Here is a 22228-nt window from a genome sequence, read left to right on the forward strand (position 1 = left end):
CCAGTAGGTACAGTGCCATAATACCGGTATCAACGTTTTCCGCAAGTACGCACTTTTTTGGCATATAGGCACCTAATGGATACCAAAGAGAAAAACCGGCATGTTGACTACGACAGGCCCGCTTGCCCGGTCGAGGCGACTCTGGAATTGATTGGCGGCAAGTGGAAAGGAATCATCCTCTACTACTTGCTTAATGGCCGACTCCGATTCAGCGAACTTAAGCGAACAATCGGTTGCGTCACGCAAAGAATGCTTACCAAGCAGCTTCGTGAACTTGAATCAAGTGGATTGGTGTCGAGGACCGTTTACGCTGAAGTCCCACCAAGAGTTGAGTACGAGCTAACGAAAGAAGGAGAGTCGTTGAAGCCAGTCATCAACGCATTGAAAAAATGGGGAGAGTCACATGCGTTGAAACTGCTTGAGCAGCGACAGACCAGCGAAGATGAGACTCGGTAACATCGCTTACAGCTGGTGCCTGCATCCTCACGGTGTTCACGGGCAATGGTCATCGTTGCCAACAATTATCAAGACAATTGACAGGCTGTAGCCGACCACAACTTAAACGATCTTCCCTCCTGATAAATTGAGTCTTAAAAAAGGCTGGATGGTAAGCTGTTTTATTCGAAGAGGCCGAGGGAAAAATCAGAAGACTCTCCAGCAGTCTTGCAGAAACTAATCCCGGCAGTGTTTCTGCTGCATTTGCCGAGAAATCAAGCGGTCGCAAACCGGCCTCCGAAAGAAAACGTGACTTTTCGACGCCATCGACAGCGAAAAAAATGATAGTCCAGAAGAGGTCCAATTAGAAAAATGCACTCTTCGCAAACCACTTGTTTTTCAGGTATTTACAACTTCTGTTTCGGAAACCCGCCGCCTCCATAGACAATGAGCTGTCCCATATGGGACAGCTCTTGTTTTTTATAGGTCTCCCCTAGTCACAAGTAGGACACTACGCGGGAGCTACAACGCCTCTAAATTGCTATTGGGAGTACTTAGACTGACTCCAGAACGTCAAATACATGACTCAGAATGGTAGTTATGTTGGAGGAATATCTGACTCCAGAGGCGTTTTTCTCCAAAGCCTAAATCAGCAGACCGATCTACTCCAAAACCAGTGTTTTCAAACAAATCAAAGCTAAAGCCGTTTGACCGAATTTAAATCATGTTTGCCTGAAAACACCATCAAATTCATCTCTAAGCACCAAATCGACCTTTCCGCTGACAAGTAGCCGAATGGTCAATTTATTCAACCGCGCGATAAGTTCTTTGAAAATTGCCTTTTATACTCCGTGAGCAAGATCCATTCTGGGCTGACTGTCATCTGTGTTCGTAACGTAGAAAGACTTTTGTGCCGGATTTCAACGGAGTGTACGTATCGCGATCGCAGAAGAAACAGAATGATATGATCAGAAAAACTACGCCGCTTCGCGATAGTAATAGTTCAGCAGGCCGCCAAGTCGCTCGCGGCACTCAATCTCACCAGCGCTTTGACCAACTTCCTCTCCCAGTTCAATGATCTGATGATTGAGTCCCTGGTGGTTCCGCTCTTCGTGATAATGAGTCAGGTATTCTTTAATTGTATTTCTTAACGAGTTTTCGCCAAAGAAAGTCATTCTGTCGAGGCACTCTGATTTGAGTGAAAGAAAAAATCGCTCAATAAAAGCATTCAAATTAGGAGAGCGTGGAGGCAAGACAATCGGCTTAGTATCTGACTGATTTAAGATCATTTGAAATGACTCAGAAAAAGTCGTGTCTCGATCCATGATTATTTTTTGCTTCTCACGCAAAAATCCTCCGTCCTCATCTGACAGGTTTCTGGCTGTCTGTTTCAGACATATTTCGTGTGGATTCATTGTGCAACCGCGTCAGCGATCCGGTCATATCCCCAAGAAGAATTTTCTTTTGCGATTCGAATCACGAGTTGCTTAACTTCATCAAGCAATCTGGGTCTACCTGATTTTCTCTTACCTCGATTTGAACAATCCCATTTCTTGGTTATCTACTTTTTATGCCAACGAAGAATAGTATCTGGTGAAAACAGAATACCAACCTGTTCGAGTCGCTTACGTCCCATAATCTTTCTTTAAACAGCGAGCCTTCGACGCTGGTCGTCATTTAGTAAAATGCGTTTCTTACCAAGTTTCTCTTTGAGAACCTGACTCTCGGTTCTCAAGTATTCAATCACTTCCTGTTGCTGCTTGTTAACCCCATCAGCGATTATGATGAAAAACAGTTGCCAAGATTGCAGGATGAATTTCATAGATGGCCCAATAGTGTGGAAGGAAACATCCTGAATCATCAACATTCAGGCTTTTCATGCTAACCTCAGAGTTGAACTTGCACATTATAACATAGAGCAAAATCAGCTATGACTTTCAATATAGGCCGAAGCTCTCGCTCGATGATCCCTCGTAACATGATTCAACAATTTGACTTTTTATTTAGCTGAATAAATTGACCTTTCGAGGCGGTCATCTAGTTAAAAAGAACTTAAAACAGTTGTCGATACTTACCAGAATTGCTGCTTGCAGCAATTCAATCAACCTGTGAAGCGGCTTAAGTTTTTCTATGAATTAGTACCATTCTATCATTGAGAACAGTACAAGTGGCTTCATCCTAAAAAAGGAACAAAAACGGATATTGACAACAGAAGTACTGAAATCGAGTCTGTTTCTGGGTATGATTAATAGATTATCAAAACTCTTTAAATAATCGAGATATCTGCGATTACTTTGACCGAATTGAGGTGATTTTCATAACTATGAAGCGGATTTGACATTTAAATGAGAGATAAAAAGACTAGGTCATTTCATTGAATAATAGAGCAAGCACATTAACATCCTCGAGTTTGCTTTACCGTGTCAGACTGCATGACCAGCAGGCCTGGGAACGGCTGGTTCGAATCTATAGCCCACTGGTTTTTCATTGGTGCCGAAACGAATCAGGATTGAGTGCGGACGATGCCGCTGACGTAATGCAGGAAGTCTTCCGTTCTGTATCGACCTCAATTGCTTCCTTTCGAAAAAAGGGGAGCGGCACGTTTCGAGGCTGGTTACGAACGATCACCGCCAACAAGATTCGTGATTTGATTCGCAAAATGCGCGGTCATACGAGCGCCATTGGTGGTAGTGGCTGGCAAAACCACTTAAAGGAACTCCCCGAATCCAAACTTGAAGAAACGGAAGCTGCCGAAGACGGGATGGTCATGCGACGCGCGATAGAACTGTTAGATGGCAGCTTTCAGGAACAGAGTCGCAAAGCGTTTTGGCTTGTGGTAATCGATGGTTACACGGCAGCCGAGTCCGCAGAAAAACTTAAGATGACTGAGCAAGCAGTTTGGCAGGCTTGCTATCGGATTCGCCGACGTTTACGTGAAGAACTTGCTGATCTCATCGACTAATCAAATTTGACGTTCCATTTTTTCGCAAATCACTGGCTCGATGCCACTTATTACATGGTGAATGAGTTAATAGCTACCTTTGTATCTCTAAACTTTTTTTGGGCTTTTCTATGAGTTCGCGTTAGGCACAATCGTTTTAGAATATTAGGGAAACCGTTTTTCAAATAAGATTTGAACTGGACTACTCGATTGGGATACCCAAATATATATACCGCGAATCAAGATCACAGACTTGATCGAGACGCATTGTGATCAGAATCAGCATATACGATCATCAAAATAGTGAATAAGATTCTACGGAATCTAAATACAAGAGTTCCTAATGCCCAATCCGGAATGCCTAAGCCACGAACAATTGCAAGCCTTAATCACAGCCGATCTCCCCGAACAATCGGCTGATGAGTTGTTTGCACATCTTGAGTCTTGTGCTGATTGCCGTTCGACCTTGGATGCCCAGCATCAACGGCAGAACAAAAACAGACGAAGCTTCGTACAGAAACCTCTCGATGAAGAGCCGATCATAAAAGAACCGGCATTCCAACGCGCTGTTAAGCAAATCGCACAGTTTGGCGCAGAAGATTCAATATACATCGATCACCTTGCAAAAGATCCTCGAGAAAACAAGCGTGATCAACTTAATCTGGCCGGCGAACAAATTGACCAATATCGCATCGTTACCAAACTCGGTGAAGGCGGCATGGGTACCGTTTATAAAGCGGTGCACACCAAATTGGACAAAGTCGTTGCCTTAAAAATCATAGCTACTGGAAGCCACGTTCCAGACGAAAGAATTGCTCGATTCGAACGTGAGATGCTGTCAGTAGGCCGATTGAATCACCCGCATATTGTCGGTGCAACCGACGCACGAGAAATTGACGGTACGCATTTTCTGGTGATGGAATATCTGGAGGGAATTAATCTTTCACAGCTCATCGAGAGAATGGGGCCTCTGCCAATCGCCGATGCATGCGAAATTATTCGGCAGGCTGCCGTGGGTTTACAGTATGCTCATCAACATGACTTGATCCACCGTGACATTAAACCGTCGAATTTGATGCTAACCACCGAGGGACAGGTCAAAATTCTCGATCTGGGGTTGGCCCTCATTCAGGGTGATGAACCTATCGAAGCTCAAAACGGTGAACCAGCTGAAGGTGAGTTGACTTCAGCAGGTCAGATTCTGGGAACGCTCGGATACATGGCTCCCGAACAGATTGGCCATTCTCATGACGTTGATATCCGAGCAGACCTCTACAGCCTGGGCTGTACGTTTTTCAAGCTGTTAACCGGTGAAGTACCGTTCGAGCATCTGAATGCCACATCCATCTCACGACGGATTAAGGCACACAGCAACGAAACTGCTCCCTCTGTCTTGGAACGACGAATTGAGATCCCCGATAAATTGTCAGCGATCCTGGAGCGTTTGTTAGCGAAGAGTCCCAGTGAACGATATGAAGATCCCGGTCAACTTGTGCAAGCTCTGGAATCATTCACTAAAGGGAGTAACTTGGAAGTTCTCACTCGAAAGACTGAGCAACAAGTCATATCTGCTCCTGGACGAGATCAACGAAAGTGGCGTTTGAAAACTGCTGCCGCAGTAGTTGTTACTTTGTTACTGACAGTTTTCGCACTTCAACTGGCAACAAATAACGGCAAAATCACGATCACTTCGTTCGATCCAGCACTGGAAATTATTATCAAACGAAACGGTCGTATCGTGGATAATTTTGCATTACGACAGCGACCTCAATCAACGTCCTACTTTGCAGGCGAATATGAAGTGGAAATCAAAGGGGGAGCACCAGACGGCGCAACTATTAAGAACGGAAGGTTCAAACTCACCCGTGGTAAGTCAGTTCTGGTAGAAATCGTTCATGCCAAGACAGTCGACACTGCTCAGTCCACACACTCCGACCGCGCTGCAGCCGAATGGGTGTTGTCGGTTGGCGGCATATTATCTTTGAAGAAAATATCGAGCAATGCTAAACGTCGAATCGAGGTGAAATTGAAAAACATGTTGCCCGCAGAGCGATTCGAAGTTCGGGCTGTGGGTTTCGGAGATCTGTATAATCGTAAAAAAGTGAACGATGACAACATTATCAACTTGAAAGGTTTGTCTGAATTGACGTCCCTTAGTTTAACTCAGACAGAAGTCACCAGGCATGGAATCTCGCAACTCGCGTCATTGCCCAGCCTCAATAGAATCATGATGCCCTATAAGTTCGATGAGAAGGAACTCGGCTGTCTCTCACAACTGAAAGGCCTCAAACATGTTGAATTATCCACGCCGAACTATACTGATGCGTGTATTATCCATCTGAATAAGCTACCCCAACTCATACGTCTCGAACTTGTGAAGACCGCGATTACTGAAAAGGGGTTCAAGCAACTTTCCGCGCAGCAACTCAGTTCGATTAGATTATGTGAAAATTTCGAGCTATATGAAGTGGCTCTTAAGCATTTTCAGAATTTACAGAATTTTCCGAAATTGATAGACATTACCATAATCGGAAATCGCACTGGTCGCGTTCTCACAGATTCAGGCCTCATGCATCTGCAAAAGATCAAGCAGTTGCGACAAGTGAGCCTGATCAACACTAATGTAACAGTCGCTGGAATTGCTGCCCTCAAACAAGCGTTACCAGCTTGTAAGGTCGATTGGAACGGCCCGCCTCAGGTTAAATTATCGGCCGATCCCGAACGTGCAGTTGCAGTATGGGTTTTGCAAATCGGGGGAAAATTAGAAATCGATGTAGATGGGAGTATCCGAGACATCGACATCGAGAAACTGGAAGATCTCCCAGACGAAAATTTTCGTGTGACACAAGTTGGGTTTGATCAGAATTCTTATATCGATGACGAAAGCCTCTCTAATCTTAGCCAGCTACAATACCTTGATAGATTATTAATCGTTCACAAGAAAGTCTCGGGCGCGGGATTTAAGTATCTCTCTGCAATGCAAGGACTACAGAGCCTTGATTGTTCCGGGTCTCTGGTGACAAACCAAAGTCTTTCCATAGTAAAAAAATTACACGACCTGGTGTATCTCAATCTTCATAGTACCAGAGTCACCGACGAGGGAATACAATCAATTCTCCCAATGAAGAAGCTGCTGTATTTGAATCTCAGTGGGGTCAGCGATACCGGGGTGCGCCATCTGACTAAGATGACTCAACTCCAATTCCTTGTGATAGAAAGTAGAAATGTCACAGACGACGGGTTGAAGCACCTTGGCACGATGAAAAACCTGGTTAATCTTGCACTTACACAAGCTCAACTTACCGATCAAGGATTAGTGCACCTGACAGATTGTCACAATCTCAGAATGCTTGATCTTTCACAAACGCCGATTTCCGATTTAGGATTAAAACAACTCTCTAAATTAAAGTCTCTCACTAAACTCAGACTTCTAAGCACAAAAGTAACGGCCAAGGGAGTCGCTGAGCTGAAGAAATCCGTGCCTCAATGCACCATCGTTTACTAATTCTCCCAGTTGAGTGTTTTGATGTTCTACTCGACACAAATCACTTCTGAAGGTGCTAAGAAACTGGCCGATGGCCTTCCCAATTGCAAAATCTATCTTTCTGGTATCGCACAATTGGCAAGTCACTGACGCTACTGCTTTCTACACTCTGCCTCCCCCCTTGTCTCACTCTGTTGTGTTTCTGCAACGTGTTTTTGTGAAACGGTTTATGGATGATTTGATTGCATTAATCCGGATTTCATTGCAAATCTCGTAAACATGCGTTAGGCGCATTCGTTCTTGGAATTAAGAGAACCGCTTCGGCTGAATATTCTGCCGATTTCCCCCAGTTGCTCTTATTGACAGCCTGACTCCACACAACTCAGAGAATCATAATGACACACAAAAATTTCATGAAGAATCTCCGTAAACGTAGCCGCCGACATGCCAACAAACGTAACCGCAGGAATGCTGGCAGACAGCAGGTTCAGATTGAACAGCTTGAACCAAGGTTGTTACTGACGGCCGACTTATCGGCCAATCGGCTTGAAATGCTTCTAGATCAACATAGCCCGGAAGATTTCACTGAGGGGCTCAACGCATTTATTGGCGGCCTTGAGAACTTGGAGATTGGCGTGCAAAGCGGACCCACTTTGGGGGAGTTATTGGCGCGTAAAATGGACCCATCGTAGCAAGTTCCTGATACTGGAGGCTTTTGACCTTCAGTTTCGGGGTGAAGGATGCTTACGGTGGACGATTACGGACGTATACGGCGTGCTCATCGCGACGGGATGAGCATCCGGGAAATCGCTCGGACATTTCATCATTCACGGCGAAAGATCCGCGAAGTATTACACGGTGCAGGGCAACCGCAACAATATTCGCAGCGCCAGACTCAGGCGGCTCCCCGACTGGGCCCCTTCCATGAGACCATCCGACAGATTCTCGCCGATGATGAATCGCAACCACCCAAACAGCGGCACACAGCACAACGAATCTTTGAGCGACTGCGGGACGAGCACGGCTATCTCGGCGGTTACGATGCAGTTTGTCGATTCGTGCGGAAGCACCGAACCAATAAACGTGAAACATTCATCCCGCTTGATCACCAACCGGGCCAACGGCTGGAAGCCGACTTCGGCAAGATTTATGTCGATTTTCCCGACGGACGACGACGGGTTTCAGTGTTGATTCTGGTCTGGTCGTATTCCAACGCCCCCTTTGTGATCGCTCTACCGACGGAACGGACCGAAGCGATTCTGGAAGGCATGGTGCAGGCGTTCGAGTATTTTGATCGCGTTCCCAAAGAAGTCTGGTGGGACAACCCGAAAACGGTAGCCGACGCGGTGCTCAGCGGGCGGAGTCGCAAAATCAACCAACGTTATGCAGCCCTGGCAAGTCATTATGTCTTTGAACCACTGTTCTGCCTGCCGGCCAGCGGGAACGAAAAACCGGTCGTTGAGAATCGCGTGAAGACGTTGCAGCGGAAATGGTCGACTCCGGTTCCCAAGATGGAAGATTTCGAGGAACTCAACAACTATCTTCGGCAATGCTGCCTCCAGGAACAGCAGCGTCTCAGTAGTGGTAAGACAGAAACCATCGGCACACGATTGGAACAGGACAAACAAAACGCCGCCGGGTTGCCCAGGCACCGCTTTGATCCGTGCATCCGCCGGGAAGTAAAGGTCAACAAGTATCAGTTCGCCCGGTTTGAGAACGTGGATTACAGCGTGCCGCGACAGTGTGCGTTTCAGACGGTGAGCGTCAAAGGTTACGTTGACCGTGTGGAAATGGTCTTTAAGGGAACTGTGGTGGCAACCCATCAAAGAAGCTATGAGAAAGGGTGTCAGATTCTTAACCCGTTGCATTACCTCGCAGCTTTGGGGCGGCGACCGGCTGCGTTAGATCATTCCAACGTCTACCGTCAGTGGAAGCTACCGCCGGTGTTTGACGAACTTCGCGAACGGCTGGAAAACCGGCATGGCTTATGTGCGGGAGCAAAACAATATGTACGAGTGCTACAGCTATTGTCCGCACATCCAGTCCAGCGCGTCCAGAAAACCATCGAACAGTTGCGTGGCCCCGAAGGAGCGGATGCCGACCGGATCATTCGCCGGGTCAAACGCAGTACCGCGCATGCCCGCAATCAGCCTGATTTCTCTCCGGCAACTCTGAGCAAAGAAGAATTGAGTCGTCCGGAGGTCTTGTCGGTACAGGTTCCCTGTCCGAGCCTGAACCATTTTGATTTGTTTCTTTCTACGTCAACACAAGGAGATCATCGTGCCCCCACAAACAATACAGAAGAAAAACGATCCGAATCTACTGCTGCAGAGCAATCTCAAGCAGTTAAGGTTACCGGCCATGAATGCGGAGTTCGAGAAGTTGGCCCACGAAGCGGCCAACTCAAATCAGACGTTCGAGCAATATCTGCTGCAGTTGACTGAACTGGAAGTGGCGGCACGGTCCACGAATGCGCTGACCAGCCGGATCAAACAGGCTCAGTTCCCAGTGGAAAAAGGGCTGGAAGATTACGACTTCGCGGCCATGAAATCAGTCAACAAACAGAAGGTGTTGGAGCTGGCCCGTGGTGAATGGGTCCGGCAACATACCAATCTCTGTCTGCTTGGTCAGCCGGGAACGGGCAAAACCCATCTGGCGATTGCACTGGGCCTGGCCGCCTGTCGTGAAGGAATCCGAACGAAATTCTTCACCGCTGCGGCACTCGTCAATCAACTGGAAACCGCGCAACAGCAATACAGTCTGGAGCGTCTCCTGAACAGGCTCGACAAGCTCGATCTGCTGATTGTCGACGAGCTGGGTTATCTGTCTTTCAGCCGTGCTGGTGCGGAACTACTGTTCCAGGTGTTTGCTGATCGTTATGAAAGACGAAGTCTGCTGATCACCAGCAACCTCGCCTTCAGCGACTGGGGCCAGATCTTTCAGGGCGAACGGATGACGGCAGCACTTTTGGATCGATTAACGCACCATTGTGAAATATTTGAGATGAATGGTGAAAGCTATCGGTTCAAAGAGTCGATGAAACAAAAGAAGCCACCTCGCAAAAAAGCCTGAGTCGCTTCCACACTTTGGCATACTGACCACCACGTTACCCCACGTGGTTAACCCAACCCCAGGTGGGTCCCATTTCCGCGCCAAAGTGGGTCCGCTTTACACGCCAATCTCCAAGAACTCTTTGGATGCTGTCATCGACAATGTCAGCGAATTGCCTTTGATTGGTGACCGCCTGGCTGACACCTTTGATCCTTTATTTGTCACGTTAAGCAATTTACAAGAAGAACTACAGACCCAAATCAGTAATGCATTTAGCGATTCTGAATTAGATCCGACTTCCAGTCTGCTGGAGTTGTACGAATCGAGCTTATTTCGCGTGCTTGGTCCAGATGGGTTAGACATCCTGCAGGATGGTTCGGACCCGGATAATAAAATTGAAGTTTCTGATATCGTCCGTACCTCCGGTGTTGATACCACCGACGAGGGATTGGAACTTGAAACTACAGATTGGGTCCAATGGGATGTGCATCTGGGGCAAGAGTTCTCGGTTGATCTGCCTTTTGAGATTGGTTTTGATGTCGGGAATTTGCTCAATTCCGATTTGTTCTCTAACCTTGGGCTGCAAATTGATGCCAGTGAAGGAGTGCGTGCAGATGTTTTTTGGGATCTGCGTCTAGGGTTTGGGGTCACTTTGGGAAATGTGACAACGGAAGTTGATACCGGCTTTTTTGTCAATAGTGGCGCCGTTGATCTGTTTGGAGATGGTGTAGAAGAATTCCGAGCCGGAATCGACGTGTATTCGGCGCCCCCGAAAGACGCGTTTGGACAAGACATCCTTTCAGATGAAGCTGGGATTTCCGGTGATATTGCCTTGGGGCTGGTCAATGGACATGTTGAAGACGGCACTGTCGCCCGGGCACAGGTTTCGGCAGGTGGTGAAGCCGTTCTCGCCACTGATACGATCAGTTCATTGAACTATGACACAGAGTTCACGCTCACTCTCCAAAAAGAAAATGGAACCACCGAATCAAAGCTCATACAACATGCTGTTAACGGTGGTGAAACTTTTGCCGAATTTCTGGCCAATTTAAATCTCGATCTACTTGGTGCGTTTGGCCCGTTGCCTGAAGTCATTGCCTCGGCAGATTTCTCAGGTATCAACGGATTATTTGATCAGGAAGAAGGACAAGGCGGGCCTTCGCTAATCTTCACAGCCACGTCACCAGAGATTCAATCGATGACGATTGAATTTGCCACTCCACCGAACGACGTGGAAATTGGCACTCCCAGCAACACACTCGGATTTCTGCAAACGCAGTTTGAAGACGGTCGGTCGCAGGCCATTGGATTTACCGGCAACGAATCCATGTCAGGCAACGTGTTAAGCGCAGAAACCTTGGCCCCGGCTGATGGCATGATCGCTGAGGACATTGACTTTACATTGCTCGTGAACGGCACAAAAGTTCCGATCATCCTCCGCACGACCCTTGCGGAAGGAGAAGTAGAGAGTCTCGAAGATTTGCAGGCGTCGCTGGCTGAAAGGTTGAGCGATTCACTCTCGCAAGCGGGAATCCTTCCCCAGGACTTTGGACTCCCTCCAGACAGTGAAGTTATCGAACTCAGGCTGACCGGCGATACATTCGAATTCGTCTCCAATGCTCCTGGAGTGACTCTCTCTGTTCACGCAGACGGGCTCGAGAAATCGCGGCTTTCTGTGGTCTTCACTGTTGATATCGTAAATCCGGATGAAAACTTTGATCCGGACCCCGATCCTGTTGACGGTGATCAGTCGACACGGGACCGACTGACGTTTCAGCAGATAAACGAAAAAATCAACGATAACAGAGTCTTCGACGTGTTTACACCTGAATTGAAGGCAACGGGAGAAGCTCGATTTCATGTCAGTACCGATACCGATGATCTCAGCGGTTACGCAGAGCAGTCACTAGGCCTGACTGGTGGTTCGCTCGGATTGCCGGAAGTCGCATTCGACCTCAAAGTGGATGCATCTACCAGCCTGACATACGACCAGGATTCGGGCTTCGAAAGCGATGCGAGCATCGAAAGCCTGATCTTTGACAACATCACCCTTGACATTGGCTCCTTATTAGCGACTGTGGCTGCTCCCGTTGCCAACGTGGCGGGAACGACACTGGGGCCGGTCTTCGGTGTGTTGGGTGATGGTGTCGGAGCGGCGGGTGGATTTCTCAATTCACCGATTCCGCTGCTGAATATCATCGGCCCCGCCATGGGATTTGGCACACCGAGTATTCTTGACCTTTCGGGTAACACAGAGAATCTGAACAAGTTCTTCAACGCGACCGAAGGCCTGTTCAATTTCGGTAGTCAGATGAGTTCCTTCCTTTCCACTTACGATGGTCGCCCTATCAGTTTTGGCGGGCTAGAGTACGATTTCGATCTCGAAATACTCGTCCCTACCGAATTAGCGAGCATGGTCGATTCGATTGACGTGGATGAATTTCTGGCATTGCCCGATGCTGATTATGACCAGGGCGGATTTTCATACGATATTTTTGAGCCAGAATCAATCACCAACATGATTCTAGGAAACCCATTCGATATCGTCAGCTTCGTCCTGCCGAGTGCTGATTTGAGTCTGGGGGGAGATTTCGGTTTTGACTTCAAGGCACTGAATTTCAATCTCCATGCGAATGCAAATCTGCATTTGGGGGAACTGGCATTTGTTTACGATTCCACAGGACTCGAACAAATAGTAAGCGCAGCACGCGCTGGGGTGAATCCTGACTATCGCGATCTCCTGGATGGATTTTATATCGGCAATGAGGAAGGCGATGGTAAAGAACTTTCACTGACGATTGACGTTGGCGGAGGTGGTGGGGTGGATATTGAAGTATTCTTCGCCAACGCGTTAGCAAATCTGGGCGGCGAGGTCTTCTTTGATCTACAAGACCCCAACAATGACGGCCAATTACGGCTCAACGAGATTTTCGAAGTCACAGATGGATTCTCGAATCCACAGAAGATCATCAATTTATTCGATGCGGGTGTCGACATCGAAGGCAACTTTGATTTTGCGGGTGGCTTTCGCATCTTTTTGCTACTTAAGACAATCACACAGAGTGTTTCGCTCGGTGGAGTGGGAATTCCAGACAACTTTGACATCAGTTTGTCTCTCAGCGATATCCTGGGATATTCCGTTGATGAAACTCAAACTGCCGAGCCCCCTGCCCTGGCGACCGAAGTCATTGAAAATGGCGAACGTGTGTTGCGAATCAACACTGGCTCATTTGCTACCGACCGTATTTACGGTGACACAGATGACTCTGGTGGCATCACGGTTAGCGGCAACGATGGCAGTATTATCGTCACGGTTAACGTGCCAGGCGAAGGGGAAGTGGTCGAGACTTTCTCGAACAACTTTGATCGTGTTTTGATTGTCGGAACAGAAGCCGACGACAACATAGATTTTTCGGGTCTGAGTAACGTAGCCGTCGAAGTACATGCGCTCGGTGGTAACGACACGATCAAAACCGGCGGTGGAAATGATCTCATCTTCACTGGTACGGGAAATGACACCGTCTACGCGGGCACAGGGGATGACATCGTCCTGGGTGAAGATGGTGACGACACAATTTTTGGCGAAACAGGCGCTGATGTTATCGATGGTGGTCACGGTAATGACACGATTAATAGCGGCTCGGGTAACGACTTCATCACCGGCGGGTGGGATGACGACCTGTTGATCAGCGTCGCGGGGATTGACCAGGTTTTTGGAGATCGGGGTGAGGATACCATTCAAATTGACCACCGGTCTCAAGCCACTATTGATGGTGGACGTGGCTTCAACACATTATTGATCAATGATGCTCAGAACGATTTCAATAGCGATCGTCCACTTACCGCGACTCTCACTGCGAATACATTCGACGTCATCGGTGGCAGCACATCGACTTATTCAGATATCGACTTCGTTGACGTTTCGCTCGGATCTCTCGCTGACGTCTTGACGATTCATTCTACCTCATCATCGGTCCGAGTCGATGGAATTGTCGGCCTCACCGAATCCGATTCCCTGATCATCGATCGCACACACGACACAGTCGATAGAAATGGCGTACTCACAGGCGATACGATCACTGGCCTGGGACTCCATGATATCACTTATACCAACATTGAAAACCTCGCGATCAACCTTGGTAGCGGTTCTGACCATTTTACTGTCGAAAGTACTTCCGAATTAACGGCTACCACAATCAATAGCGGTTCAGGCGATGATACGATCACACTCAAATCAGTCGGCAGCACAAAGCTAACTCAGATCATCGGTAATGATGGAAGCGATGAAGCGATTCTACTCATTCCAGATAATCCATCAGAATTTGGGCAACTCGGCGTCGGCGTCGAACGGCTGGTGATTGACAATTCCACTGCGGGTGACTCGGTCTCTTGGGAATACAGCGATGGTCGAATTCAGGCAAATGGTAATCCCATTGTTGACGCCCTTGGGGCGGAGCTGGTTGTTTTCACTGCTGGCCTGGGCGGAGCCGATTCGCTGGTCGTGGAAGACAACGTTGACAATCCGCAGTTCATCACAATCAAAAACGATCAGGTTCAAATTCTGGAAGGGATCAACCTGCTTCAACAAAACGCAGCTCAGAATTTTTCGTTTGACACCACACAATTTCCAACTTCCGCACAAGGTATTGCAGGAGCCCGGGGGATCATCGATAGCCCAGATGGAAATCACGTCTATGTTACAGGTGGTTCACACATCGCAGTTTATCGACGGCAACTGGATGTCAACGGTAACAGAACTCAAAACCTGGAGTTCATCCAGGTTCTCGTCGACGGGATTAACGGTGTTGATGGACTCCATGGGGCGCAGGATGTGGTCGTCAGCCCGGACGGACGCCACGTCTATGTTGCAAGTTTCAACGACCAGAAGATTGCCATTTTTGAACGCGTTTCAGAAACCGGTCGGCTGATGTATAGAAGTCGGCTACACATGCCCGGTCAATCATTTACCGGCATTACCATGGGACTCAATTCGCGGGTTTATGCGATTGCTGGCGGGTTCTTGACTTGGTTCGAACGCGACCCCACAGACGGTCAGATCAGGGTTGGGGGGCTCCAAGTCCCCGGGGGCACGCTTACTGACATTACCGTCACGCCTGACGGTGGCGAAGTGTACGTGACGACACAAAATGGTATTCACCGTTACGACGTCCACTTGAACGGCCATATCCTCGTCGATTCACAATTAACCCCCGGCGAGAGCTTATTCCTGGGTCAGTCAATTTACTCTCCGAACGGTGCTGTACGGCTTACTCTGCAACATGATGGAAACCTGGTGCTGCATGACGTGAGTTTCCCTGCTCCCCGGTTACTATGGCAGCTCGTCACGCAAAATACGGGTGTTGTGCGCGCCACGATGCAGACAGACGGGAACTTTGTGCTCTATAGAGCCGATGGTTTCGCCGTCTGGGATTCCCAAACGGCGGGTCATAATGGACTTCGTGCGGTTGTCGAAGACGATGGAATCTTCAAGTTTCGTAACCCAGCCAATGTGGAGATCGTATCTGCTCGTGGTCGTTTAGGCCAGGAGTATTCATTTGCCGACAGGGCCGACAGTTTTCCTTACAAATCGGTGACTGCAACAAACCAATATGTGTATGTCGGAACGTCCACAGGAATTCGCCGCTACGATCGCAATTTGAATTTAATCAATACTAAATTTAGCGTACGAGGAACAGACGTTAGCACACTTGATATTCACGAGCCTTCCGGAACCCTGGTAGCCGGTTTCGACACTCGAACGACGCGGCCAATTGGAACTGATCAATTGATTGGCAACCAGGATTTACATCTGGGGCAGTCGATCTACTCTCCGAACGGTGCTGTGCGACTCACCTTGCAACCCGATGGGAACCTGGTGATCTATAATCTGAGAGACACCACTGGAAACCCGTTAATCTGGAGTCTCGGAACACAGGGCAGCGGCGCTGCTTTCCTCAGGATGCAGACGGACGGGAACCTTGTCCTCTATAGAGCTGGCGGCGCCTCCGTAGTTTGGAATGCCGGTACTTTCAATAGTGGTGCGGTACGTGCAAACATACAAGACGACGGAAACTTCGTACTGTATCGATCGAACAATACGATAGCCTGGGTAACGAATAGCGTGATTCCCCCAGCACCATATGAACCTCTCATTCCTGCTGAGATTCAAGTGTTCGACGGGGCGCTCAACCCAAGCATATTCAATCGTTCTGATCCTGGGGGAATTAACGGACCGACCACAATTCAAGACATCACTATGACAAGCGACGGCGTCAGCTACAGCATCGATCCTTCTCTCGCTTCGCTCTATGTGAATCACGCTCCTAACTCTGGTGACACTCTTAGAGAGGGACAGCCCCAAAATCAAAGTCTGTATAAAGCAGGCGAAGCGGACGCCAAAACTGTCGTTTTTGGAAACACGGCTTACACGCTCAGTTCAAAATTGGGCACGCTAACGATTACTGATGCCAACACCGGTGCGAACAGAGGACGTGTGATTATTTCCGGCATTCTGACCGCGGGATCAATTGCAGTCTCCGATAACGGGCAATTTCTCTACATCACGAATCCCACCGAAGACTCGTTGCTGATCTATAACCTGGATTCCGCCGGTAACGTCAGCGGGGCTCCGCGTATCCTGGCTGATGGTGTCAGTGGTGTCGACGGTTTGGACGGCGTGAACCAAATCGAAATCGTCGGCGATCGTCTCTTCGTTTCCAGTCCGGTGGAAAATACACTGGCGATCTATTCTGGTGCCAATAGTGGCGCGCTAACATTTCACTCGAAAACATCCACTGGTCTAAACGGACCGACTCATATAACAACCTCAGCCGATGGCTTACATGTTTATGTTTCCAGTGAGCACAATCACATTTTGGCAATGTTCCAAGTCGCAGGCAACTCGCTAGTGCCCGTGCAGTTCATCACCAACGGCGTCGATGACATTGTCAACATGGGTAGCCCGCAAACTTCCATTTTGACCCATGACGAGCGGTTCCTGTACGTAGGTAGTGGAGACGACTCGATCGCAATTTTTGCACGAGATACGGCCACCGGTCAGCTGACGTTCGTCGATTCGATTCGCAACGGCGTGAAGGGCATTCAAGGTCTCGACGGTTTGAGTTCGCTGGCACTGAGTGGTGACGACGACTATCTGTTTGCTGCAGGTGCTGACGCAGACACAATCGCAGTTTTCACCCGCGATACCGGTACCGGTAAAATTCGTTTTGTGCAGCGCGTACGTAATGGATCAGCGGGCGTCATTGGTCTCAATAATCCGACGGATCTGAGCATAGTCGGTAACCAGCTTCTGATAACGACTGGAGGAGAAGCCGGTCCTCTCAATGAAAATGGTGGTCTGGCCTATCTTCAGATTGACACTTCGCTTCCCAAACCAAACGCATATAGAGCCACATACACGGGTGTTGAAAGCTTGACTGTTCGCTCAGCCGATGCTCCTGATCAGGTAAGTATTCGTGATATCGTGATCGAAACCACCGTCGAAACCAAAGGAGGCAACGACGATGTCGTGATTCACCATGCCCCGGCAGGACTGAGCACGACCGTGAACCTAGGTGCCGATAAAGACAGCGTTGTTCTTCGAGAGAGCGGCGACGGGGCTCAAGTCTATCTCAACGGAGAATCAGGCGACGACACACTGACAGTCTTCTCCGTTGGTAGCGGCACCACAACGGTTTTAGATTCGGGAACAGGAACGAACCTGTTTGTGGTCGATGGTACAACTCTCGGAGCAGCCCTTCAGCTTGATGGGCATGAAAGTGGTATCGATACTCTACAGCTCGACACCAAAGGAATCACTCCCCCCTCAAATCCGAATCGTGTGGACGGTCCTACCAGCGACGATGGTATCCACTTCGAACCGAATGGATCAATCGTCGTGACAGGTGAAAGCTTCGGTATTAACTATACATCCATAAACGAAATAAGTCGGGTCGCTGCACCAACGGCTGCAGTGGATGGTCCCTACTCCATCGTTGAAGGAAATGGACTTTCTCTCGACGCGAGCGGTACGATTGCCCCCGCCCTGGGTGGTTCCGTCTCTTATAGCTGGGACATTAATGGTGATGGTCAGTTTGGTGACGTGATCGGACTTAGTCCTGTAATCAACTGGGCGACACTGATCGAATTTGGAATTGACGACAATGAAACTTATCAGATCGCCGTACAGGCAACCAACTCGGAAGGTTCTGATGAAGCGTTCACAACACTCATAGTGCATAACACCGATCCCATACTTAATTTAGTGGGTGGCAGCTCATCAACGCAGTACGTCTCCTATGTATTAGACCTTTCTGCAACTGACCCTGGCGATGACACAATCAGCGAGTATATGGTTGACTGGGGAGACGGCTCAAGCACCACTTTAACAAACGAAGCAACAACCAGATTGTTACACACCTATACGACAAGTGGAAACTTCACAATCACCGTCAACGCCATCGACGAAGACGGGGGCCCTTACACGGCAACGAACGATGTCAACGTGATCGCCGGACCGCCACCAACACGGACATTGAGCGGTGCTGCCAGCTTGAATGAAAGTGAATCCTTTGCGTTAACATTAACCTCCGCGGGACCAGGTACTGTGGCAAGTTGGCGGGTGAACTGGGGTGATGGAACCACATCCACGCTGAATAGCGCAAGCGGCTTACTCAACCATCTTTATGCCGATGACGGAGTTTACCAGGTTTCGGCGATTGTCACCGATAGCAATGGCGCCACAGCACTGGCTACGAATTCTCTGAGCGTTCGCGTGGAGAACATCGCGCCAACAGTAACCTATAGCGGCACCAGTTCTGCTGTTGAAGGTTCGCAATACTCGATCCAAAACATTTCAGCGACCGATCCCGGAGTAGACACCATTAATCAATGGATCGTTGAATGGGGCGATGGTCAGATAAGTCTGGTGAATCCCAATGAAACGAATGTGGCTCATATCTATCTTGATAATGGCAGCTATACCGTACGAGTGGGTGCCCGAGACGAGGATGGCATTTTTGTCAGCACAAATGAAGTCACGGTCACAGTCAATAATGTGACACCAACTTTGACACTGAGTGGAGACAGTCTGGTAGATGAAGGCTCGGTCTATACACTGAATCTCTCGGATATCGACCCCGGCAATGATACCATTAATGAATGGCACATCGATTGGGGTGATGGCACCTCGACCAACGGAGTGCCTGGTGAAATCGTTTCCGGTAACCCCGCCTCAATCACACATGTGTATGCCGATGGCGATAACCAGTATACGATTACGGCAACCGCAGTTGATGAAGATGGCACACATACCGCCGGCAATACCGTGACTGTGAACGTTCAAGATGTGTCTCCGACACCAACGGTCAATGGTAACACATGGATTACGGAAGGGTCTCAAATCGAGATTAACCTGACATCCAATGACCCCGGGCCCGATCTGATCAACTCCTGGACGATTGATTGGGGCGACGGCACCACGGCAGACGTGTTATCTGGTGATGCACTTTCAGCCGTCCATACTTATGCGGACGACGGCGAGTACAACATCGTGGCAACGGTCAACAACAACGATGGTTCGTTTGCTTCTGATCCACATGTTGTGACGGTCTTTAACGTCGCTCCCACAATCACAATCGCGGGTGAAGTGCAGAGCGACTCGACTCTACCATTCATGCTGACTCTGGGTAATGTCGTCGATCCTGGTGATGATACCGTGCTCGAATACCGCGTTGATTGGGACGATGGTTCGATCTTCCCCGACAGCGACGGCGATGGCGACGACGATACATTTGAAACCTTTATCACAAACGGCGTCATCGAGCACACGTTTGAAGATGGCAATGGCGCTCACTTGATTGTCGTTACGCTGGTTGACGAAGATGGAACGTTTCCGGTTGCGGCAACTTTGCTGACTGTCAATGAAGGCAGCCCGGCACCACTGCGGTTAAGTGCGTTGACTGCCCCAGAGAATCCAGGCGACCCTGAGAGCAGCTACATCATCGAATGGGGCGATGGCACTTCTAACACATACACAAACGCTGACGCCCTTCCGAACGGAGACGGTCTCCTGCTGATTGATGTGGACCATATTTTTGACAATAACGGTATCTATAGCGCAAAGGTCTTTATCAAGCATCCCAATAGTAGTGATCCCATTTTGGTGCATGAACTTCCTGTGGTAGTCAACAACGTTAACCCGGTAATAGATAATGTAATTATTGTCACGAGTACCCCTCAAGAAGGAGCTCCTGTTCAACTGGAAGTTAATGCTTCGGTCCAGGGAAGTCTGGACGTGCTAACTTATGAGTTTGATTTTGATAATGATGGTGTATTTGAAATCAGTGCCAGTGCCAACACAGCAAGCCACATTTTTGCAGACAATGGGTCGTTTCCCGTTGGAGTCCGCGTTGTTGATTCAAGCGGAGGTAGTAGTTCCCAAGTCATTTCGATTGATGTCGCCAATGTTGATCCCAAAATCAACTTGATCACGGAAAGCCCGCAAATCAATGAGAGTGCTTCGTTTTCCGTAACGGTTCAAGCAACTGATGCTGCCGGTGTTTTCGATCCGCTGACTTACGAATTCGATTTCGACAACGACGGCACTTTTGAAACCAGCAACACCAGTGGACTTGCCGAACATACCTATGCCGATGATGGACTGTTTATCGTCGGAATCAGAGTCTCTGACTATGACGGGGGTAGCGTGACAACAACGAAAGAAATCTCCATAGAGAATGTCGCTCCCATAATTGTATTCACGGGAAATTCCACAGCAACAGAAGGGACTGATTACAATCTCCAGCTGGGAGACATTGTCGATCCCGGAAATGATACTGTGATTGCCTATACCGTACTCTGGGGAGACGGTCAAACAGATCAGTTCCTGGGTTCTCCTGTATCCGGTAGTTTCGTCACTCACACTTACCTTGAGGGGCCCAATAATCACACGATTCAGATCATGCTCGAAGATGAAGACGGGACGCATCTGGTACCGACTGAAGTCAATGTGTCAGTTCAAAATATCTCTCCCGTGATTACACGACTCGAGACCAACGCGTTTGAATTGGGAGAAGTTGTTCTGACTGAGCAAACTACGATTTCCGCTGATTTCACAGACCTCGGGATTCTAGACGCCCATTCCGCCAGCATTGACTGGGGCGATGGCTCAGATCCGGAACTGGTTCCTGTTAATGGACTAGACGGGGCCGGCACACTGAATGGAAATCATGTCTATGCTCTTCCTGGTACATACACGATTACCCTCACGCTTACCGATGATGATGGTGGTACAACACAGGCGGAAGTCACTGCAATCATCGCTGGCACAGGTCTTTTCAATGGTACTTTGAGCCTGGTTGGTACTAACGGCAATGATAACATTCATGTGTTTCGTTTTTTCCATAAATATGTGGTGATTGGCAATATCTTCTCCGGGTTCCCAGTACGATTTTTCAATGTATCTGACGTTCAGAAAATCAGTGTCGTGGCCAGGGATGGCAATGATCATGTTCATATCAGCAATAATGTCTCAGTACCTGCCATTCTCAGGGGCGGCAATGGCCACGATTCCCTGATTGGTGGCTCTGGTAATGACACTTTGTTAGGAGAGAACGGCAACGATTATTTATCGGGTGAAAATGGGGACAACATTTTGGTGGGAGGTGATGGCAACGACTGGATCCGAAGTGGACGTGGTCGGGATATACTGATTGGTGGTCAAGGCAGGGATGATATCAAAGGTGGTTCAGAAGACGATATCCTCATCGGTGGATTCACCAGTTTCGATACGAACCTGGATGCCCTCAATGCTATTTCCACTGAATGGAATTCGGGAGCCAGCTATCAGTCGCGTATTAACAATCTACAAACTGGCGTCGGATCAAATTTCATCGCATTAAAAGCCAACGGTCCCGATGCCACCGTTTTCGACGATGGTGAGCGCGACACGCTCAAAGGAGAAAGAGGACGCGATTGGTTCCTGGGTGATAGTAACGATGATCGAATTAGAAACAGACGGGATGAAGTTTTCACTCACATTGATATCTTGGACCTCATTTGACGTTCAGAACAGATTCGTGTACTTCGCAGGCTATTTTGAGAACGTCCGTTACTGAAGTCATGAAGATATGCGGTCAGGATTTAATTCGGTAGTGTTAAACGCTAAATCGCGTAAGGTCAATATATTCAGCCAAGCGATACACGCTATAATGATTTGATTTCATACTCAGTATGAAAATTGAAACCACTTCCCAATAAGCGCTCGGGTGGCACTGTTGGCTCGCTGTAAATACTCGCCCAACAGTCATGGTGTGACT

Annotated in this window: 8 protein-coding genes; 7 read left to right on the top strand and 1 reads right to left on the bottom strand. The window is 48.5% G+C overall.

Features of this window, described 5'->3' with window-relative positions:
* Positions 1-75 precede the first annotated feature (75 nt).
* On the top strand, positions 76-456 hold the full coding sequence (locus Pan161_RS06995) for a winged helix-turn-helix transcriptional regulator (RefSeq protein ID WP_145225371.1): 381 nt from the start codon (positions 76-78) through the stop codon (positions 454-456).
* A gap of 956 nt (positions 457-1412) precedes the next feature.
* On the opposite strand, the gene Pan161_RS07000 is transcribed toward Pan161_RS06995, so the two are convergent.
* Complete coding sequence (locus Pan161_RS07000) at positions 1413-1760, bottom strand: integrase core domain-containing protein (RefSeq protein ID WP_197995738.1); 348 nt, start codon at positions 1758-1760, stop codon at positions 1413-1415.
* A gap of 1085 nt (positions 1761-2845) precedes the next feature.
* Here Pan161_RS07000 and Pan161_RS07005 point away from each other — a divergent pair.
* The 6 genes from Pan161_RS07005 to Pan161_RS07030 all read left to right on the top strand — a co-directional run bounded on the left by Pan161_RS07005 (position 2846) and on the right by Pan161_RS07030 (position 21972).
* A complete protein-coding gene (locus Pan161_RS07005; protein WP_232103762.1) occupies positions 2846-3397 on the top strand; it encodes an RNA polymerase sigma factor in 552 nt (183 codons plus the stop codon).
* A gap of 322 nt (positions 3398-3719) precedes the next feature.
* Positions 3720-6881: a serine/threonine-protein kinase gene (locus Pan161_RS07010; protein WP_145225376.1), complete on the top strand. Its 3162-nt coding sequence runs from the start codon at positions 3720-3722 to the stop codon at positions 6879-6881.
* Between the two features lie 374 nt (positions 6882-7255).
* On the top strand, positions 7256-7552 hold the full coding sequence (locus tag Pan161_RS07015; protein WP_145225377.1) for an LEPR-XLL domain-containing protein: 297 nt from the start codon (positions 7256-7258) through the stop codon (positions 7550-7552).
* 48 nt (positions 7553-7600) lie between these two features.
* Positions 7601-9304 (top strand): IS21 family transposase, encoded by a 1704-nt coding sequence (istA, locus tag Pan161_RS07020; protein ID WP_145223926.1) that lies wholly within the window; start codon positions 7601-7603, stop codon positions 9302-9304.
* Positions 9222-9932 (top strand): IS21-like element helper ATPase IstB, encoded by a 711-nt coding sequence (istB, locus tag Pan161_RS07025; protein ID WP_145223927.1) that lies wholly within the window; start codon positions 9222-9224, stop codon positions 9930-9932. The genes istA and istB overlap by 83 nt, the downstream gene beginning before the upstream one ends.
* A gap of 43 nt (positions 9933-9975) precedes the next feature.
* On the top strand, positions 9976-21972 hold the full coding sequence (locus Pan161_RS07030) for a PKD domain-containing protein (RefSeq protein ID WP_145225379.1): 11997 nt from the start codon (positions 9976-9978) through the stop codon (positions 21970-21972).
* Positions 21973-22228: the final 256 nt, after the last annotated feature.

The sequence above is a fragment of the Gimesia algae genome (genome assembly GCF_007746795.1).
Classification (GTDB): domain Bacteria; phylum Planctomycetota; class Planctomycetia; order Planctomycetales; family Planctomycetaceae; genus Gimesia; species Gimesia algae.

Bases quoted from the DNA above. Each gene is read 5' to 3' on its own strand.
- Pan161_RS06995 (WP_145225371.1), top strand. From the start codon at position 76: ATGGATACCAAAGAGAAAAACCGGCATGTTGACTACGACAGGCCCGCT.
- Pan161_RS07000 (WP_197995738.1), bottom strand. From the start codon at position 1,760: ATGGATCGAGACACGACTTTTTCTGAGTCATTTCAAATGATCTTAAAT.
- Pan161_RS07010 (WP_145225376.1), top strand. From the start codon at position 3,720: ATGCCCAATCCGGAATGCCTAAGCCACGAACAATTGCAAGCCTTAATC.
- Pan161_RS07015 (WP_145225377.1), top strand. From the start codon at position 7,256: ATGACACACAAAAATTTCATGAAGAATCTCCGTAAACGTAGCCGCCGA.
- istA (WP_145223926.1), top strand. From the start codon at position 7,601: ATGCTTACGGTGGACGATTACGGACGTATACGGCGTGCTCATCGCGAC.
- istB (WP_145223927.1), top strand. From the start codon at position 9,222: ATGAATGCGGAGTTCGAGAAGTTGGCCCACGAAGCGGCCAACTCAAAT.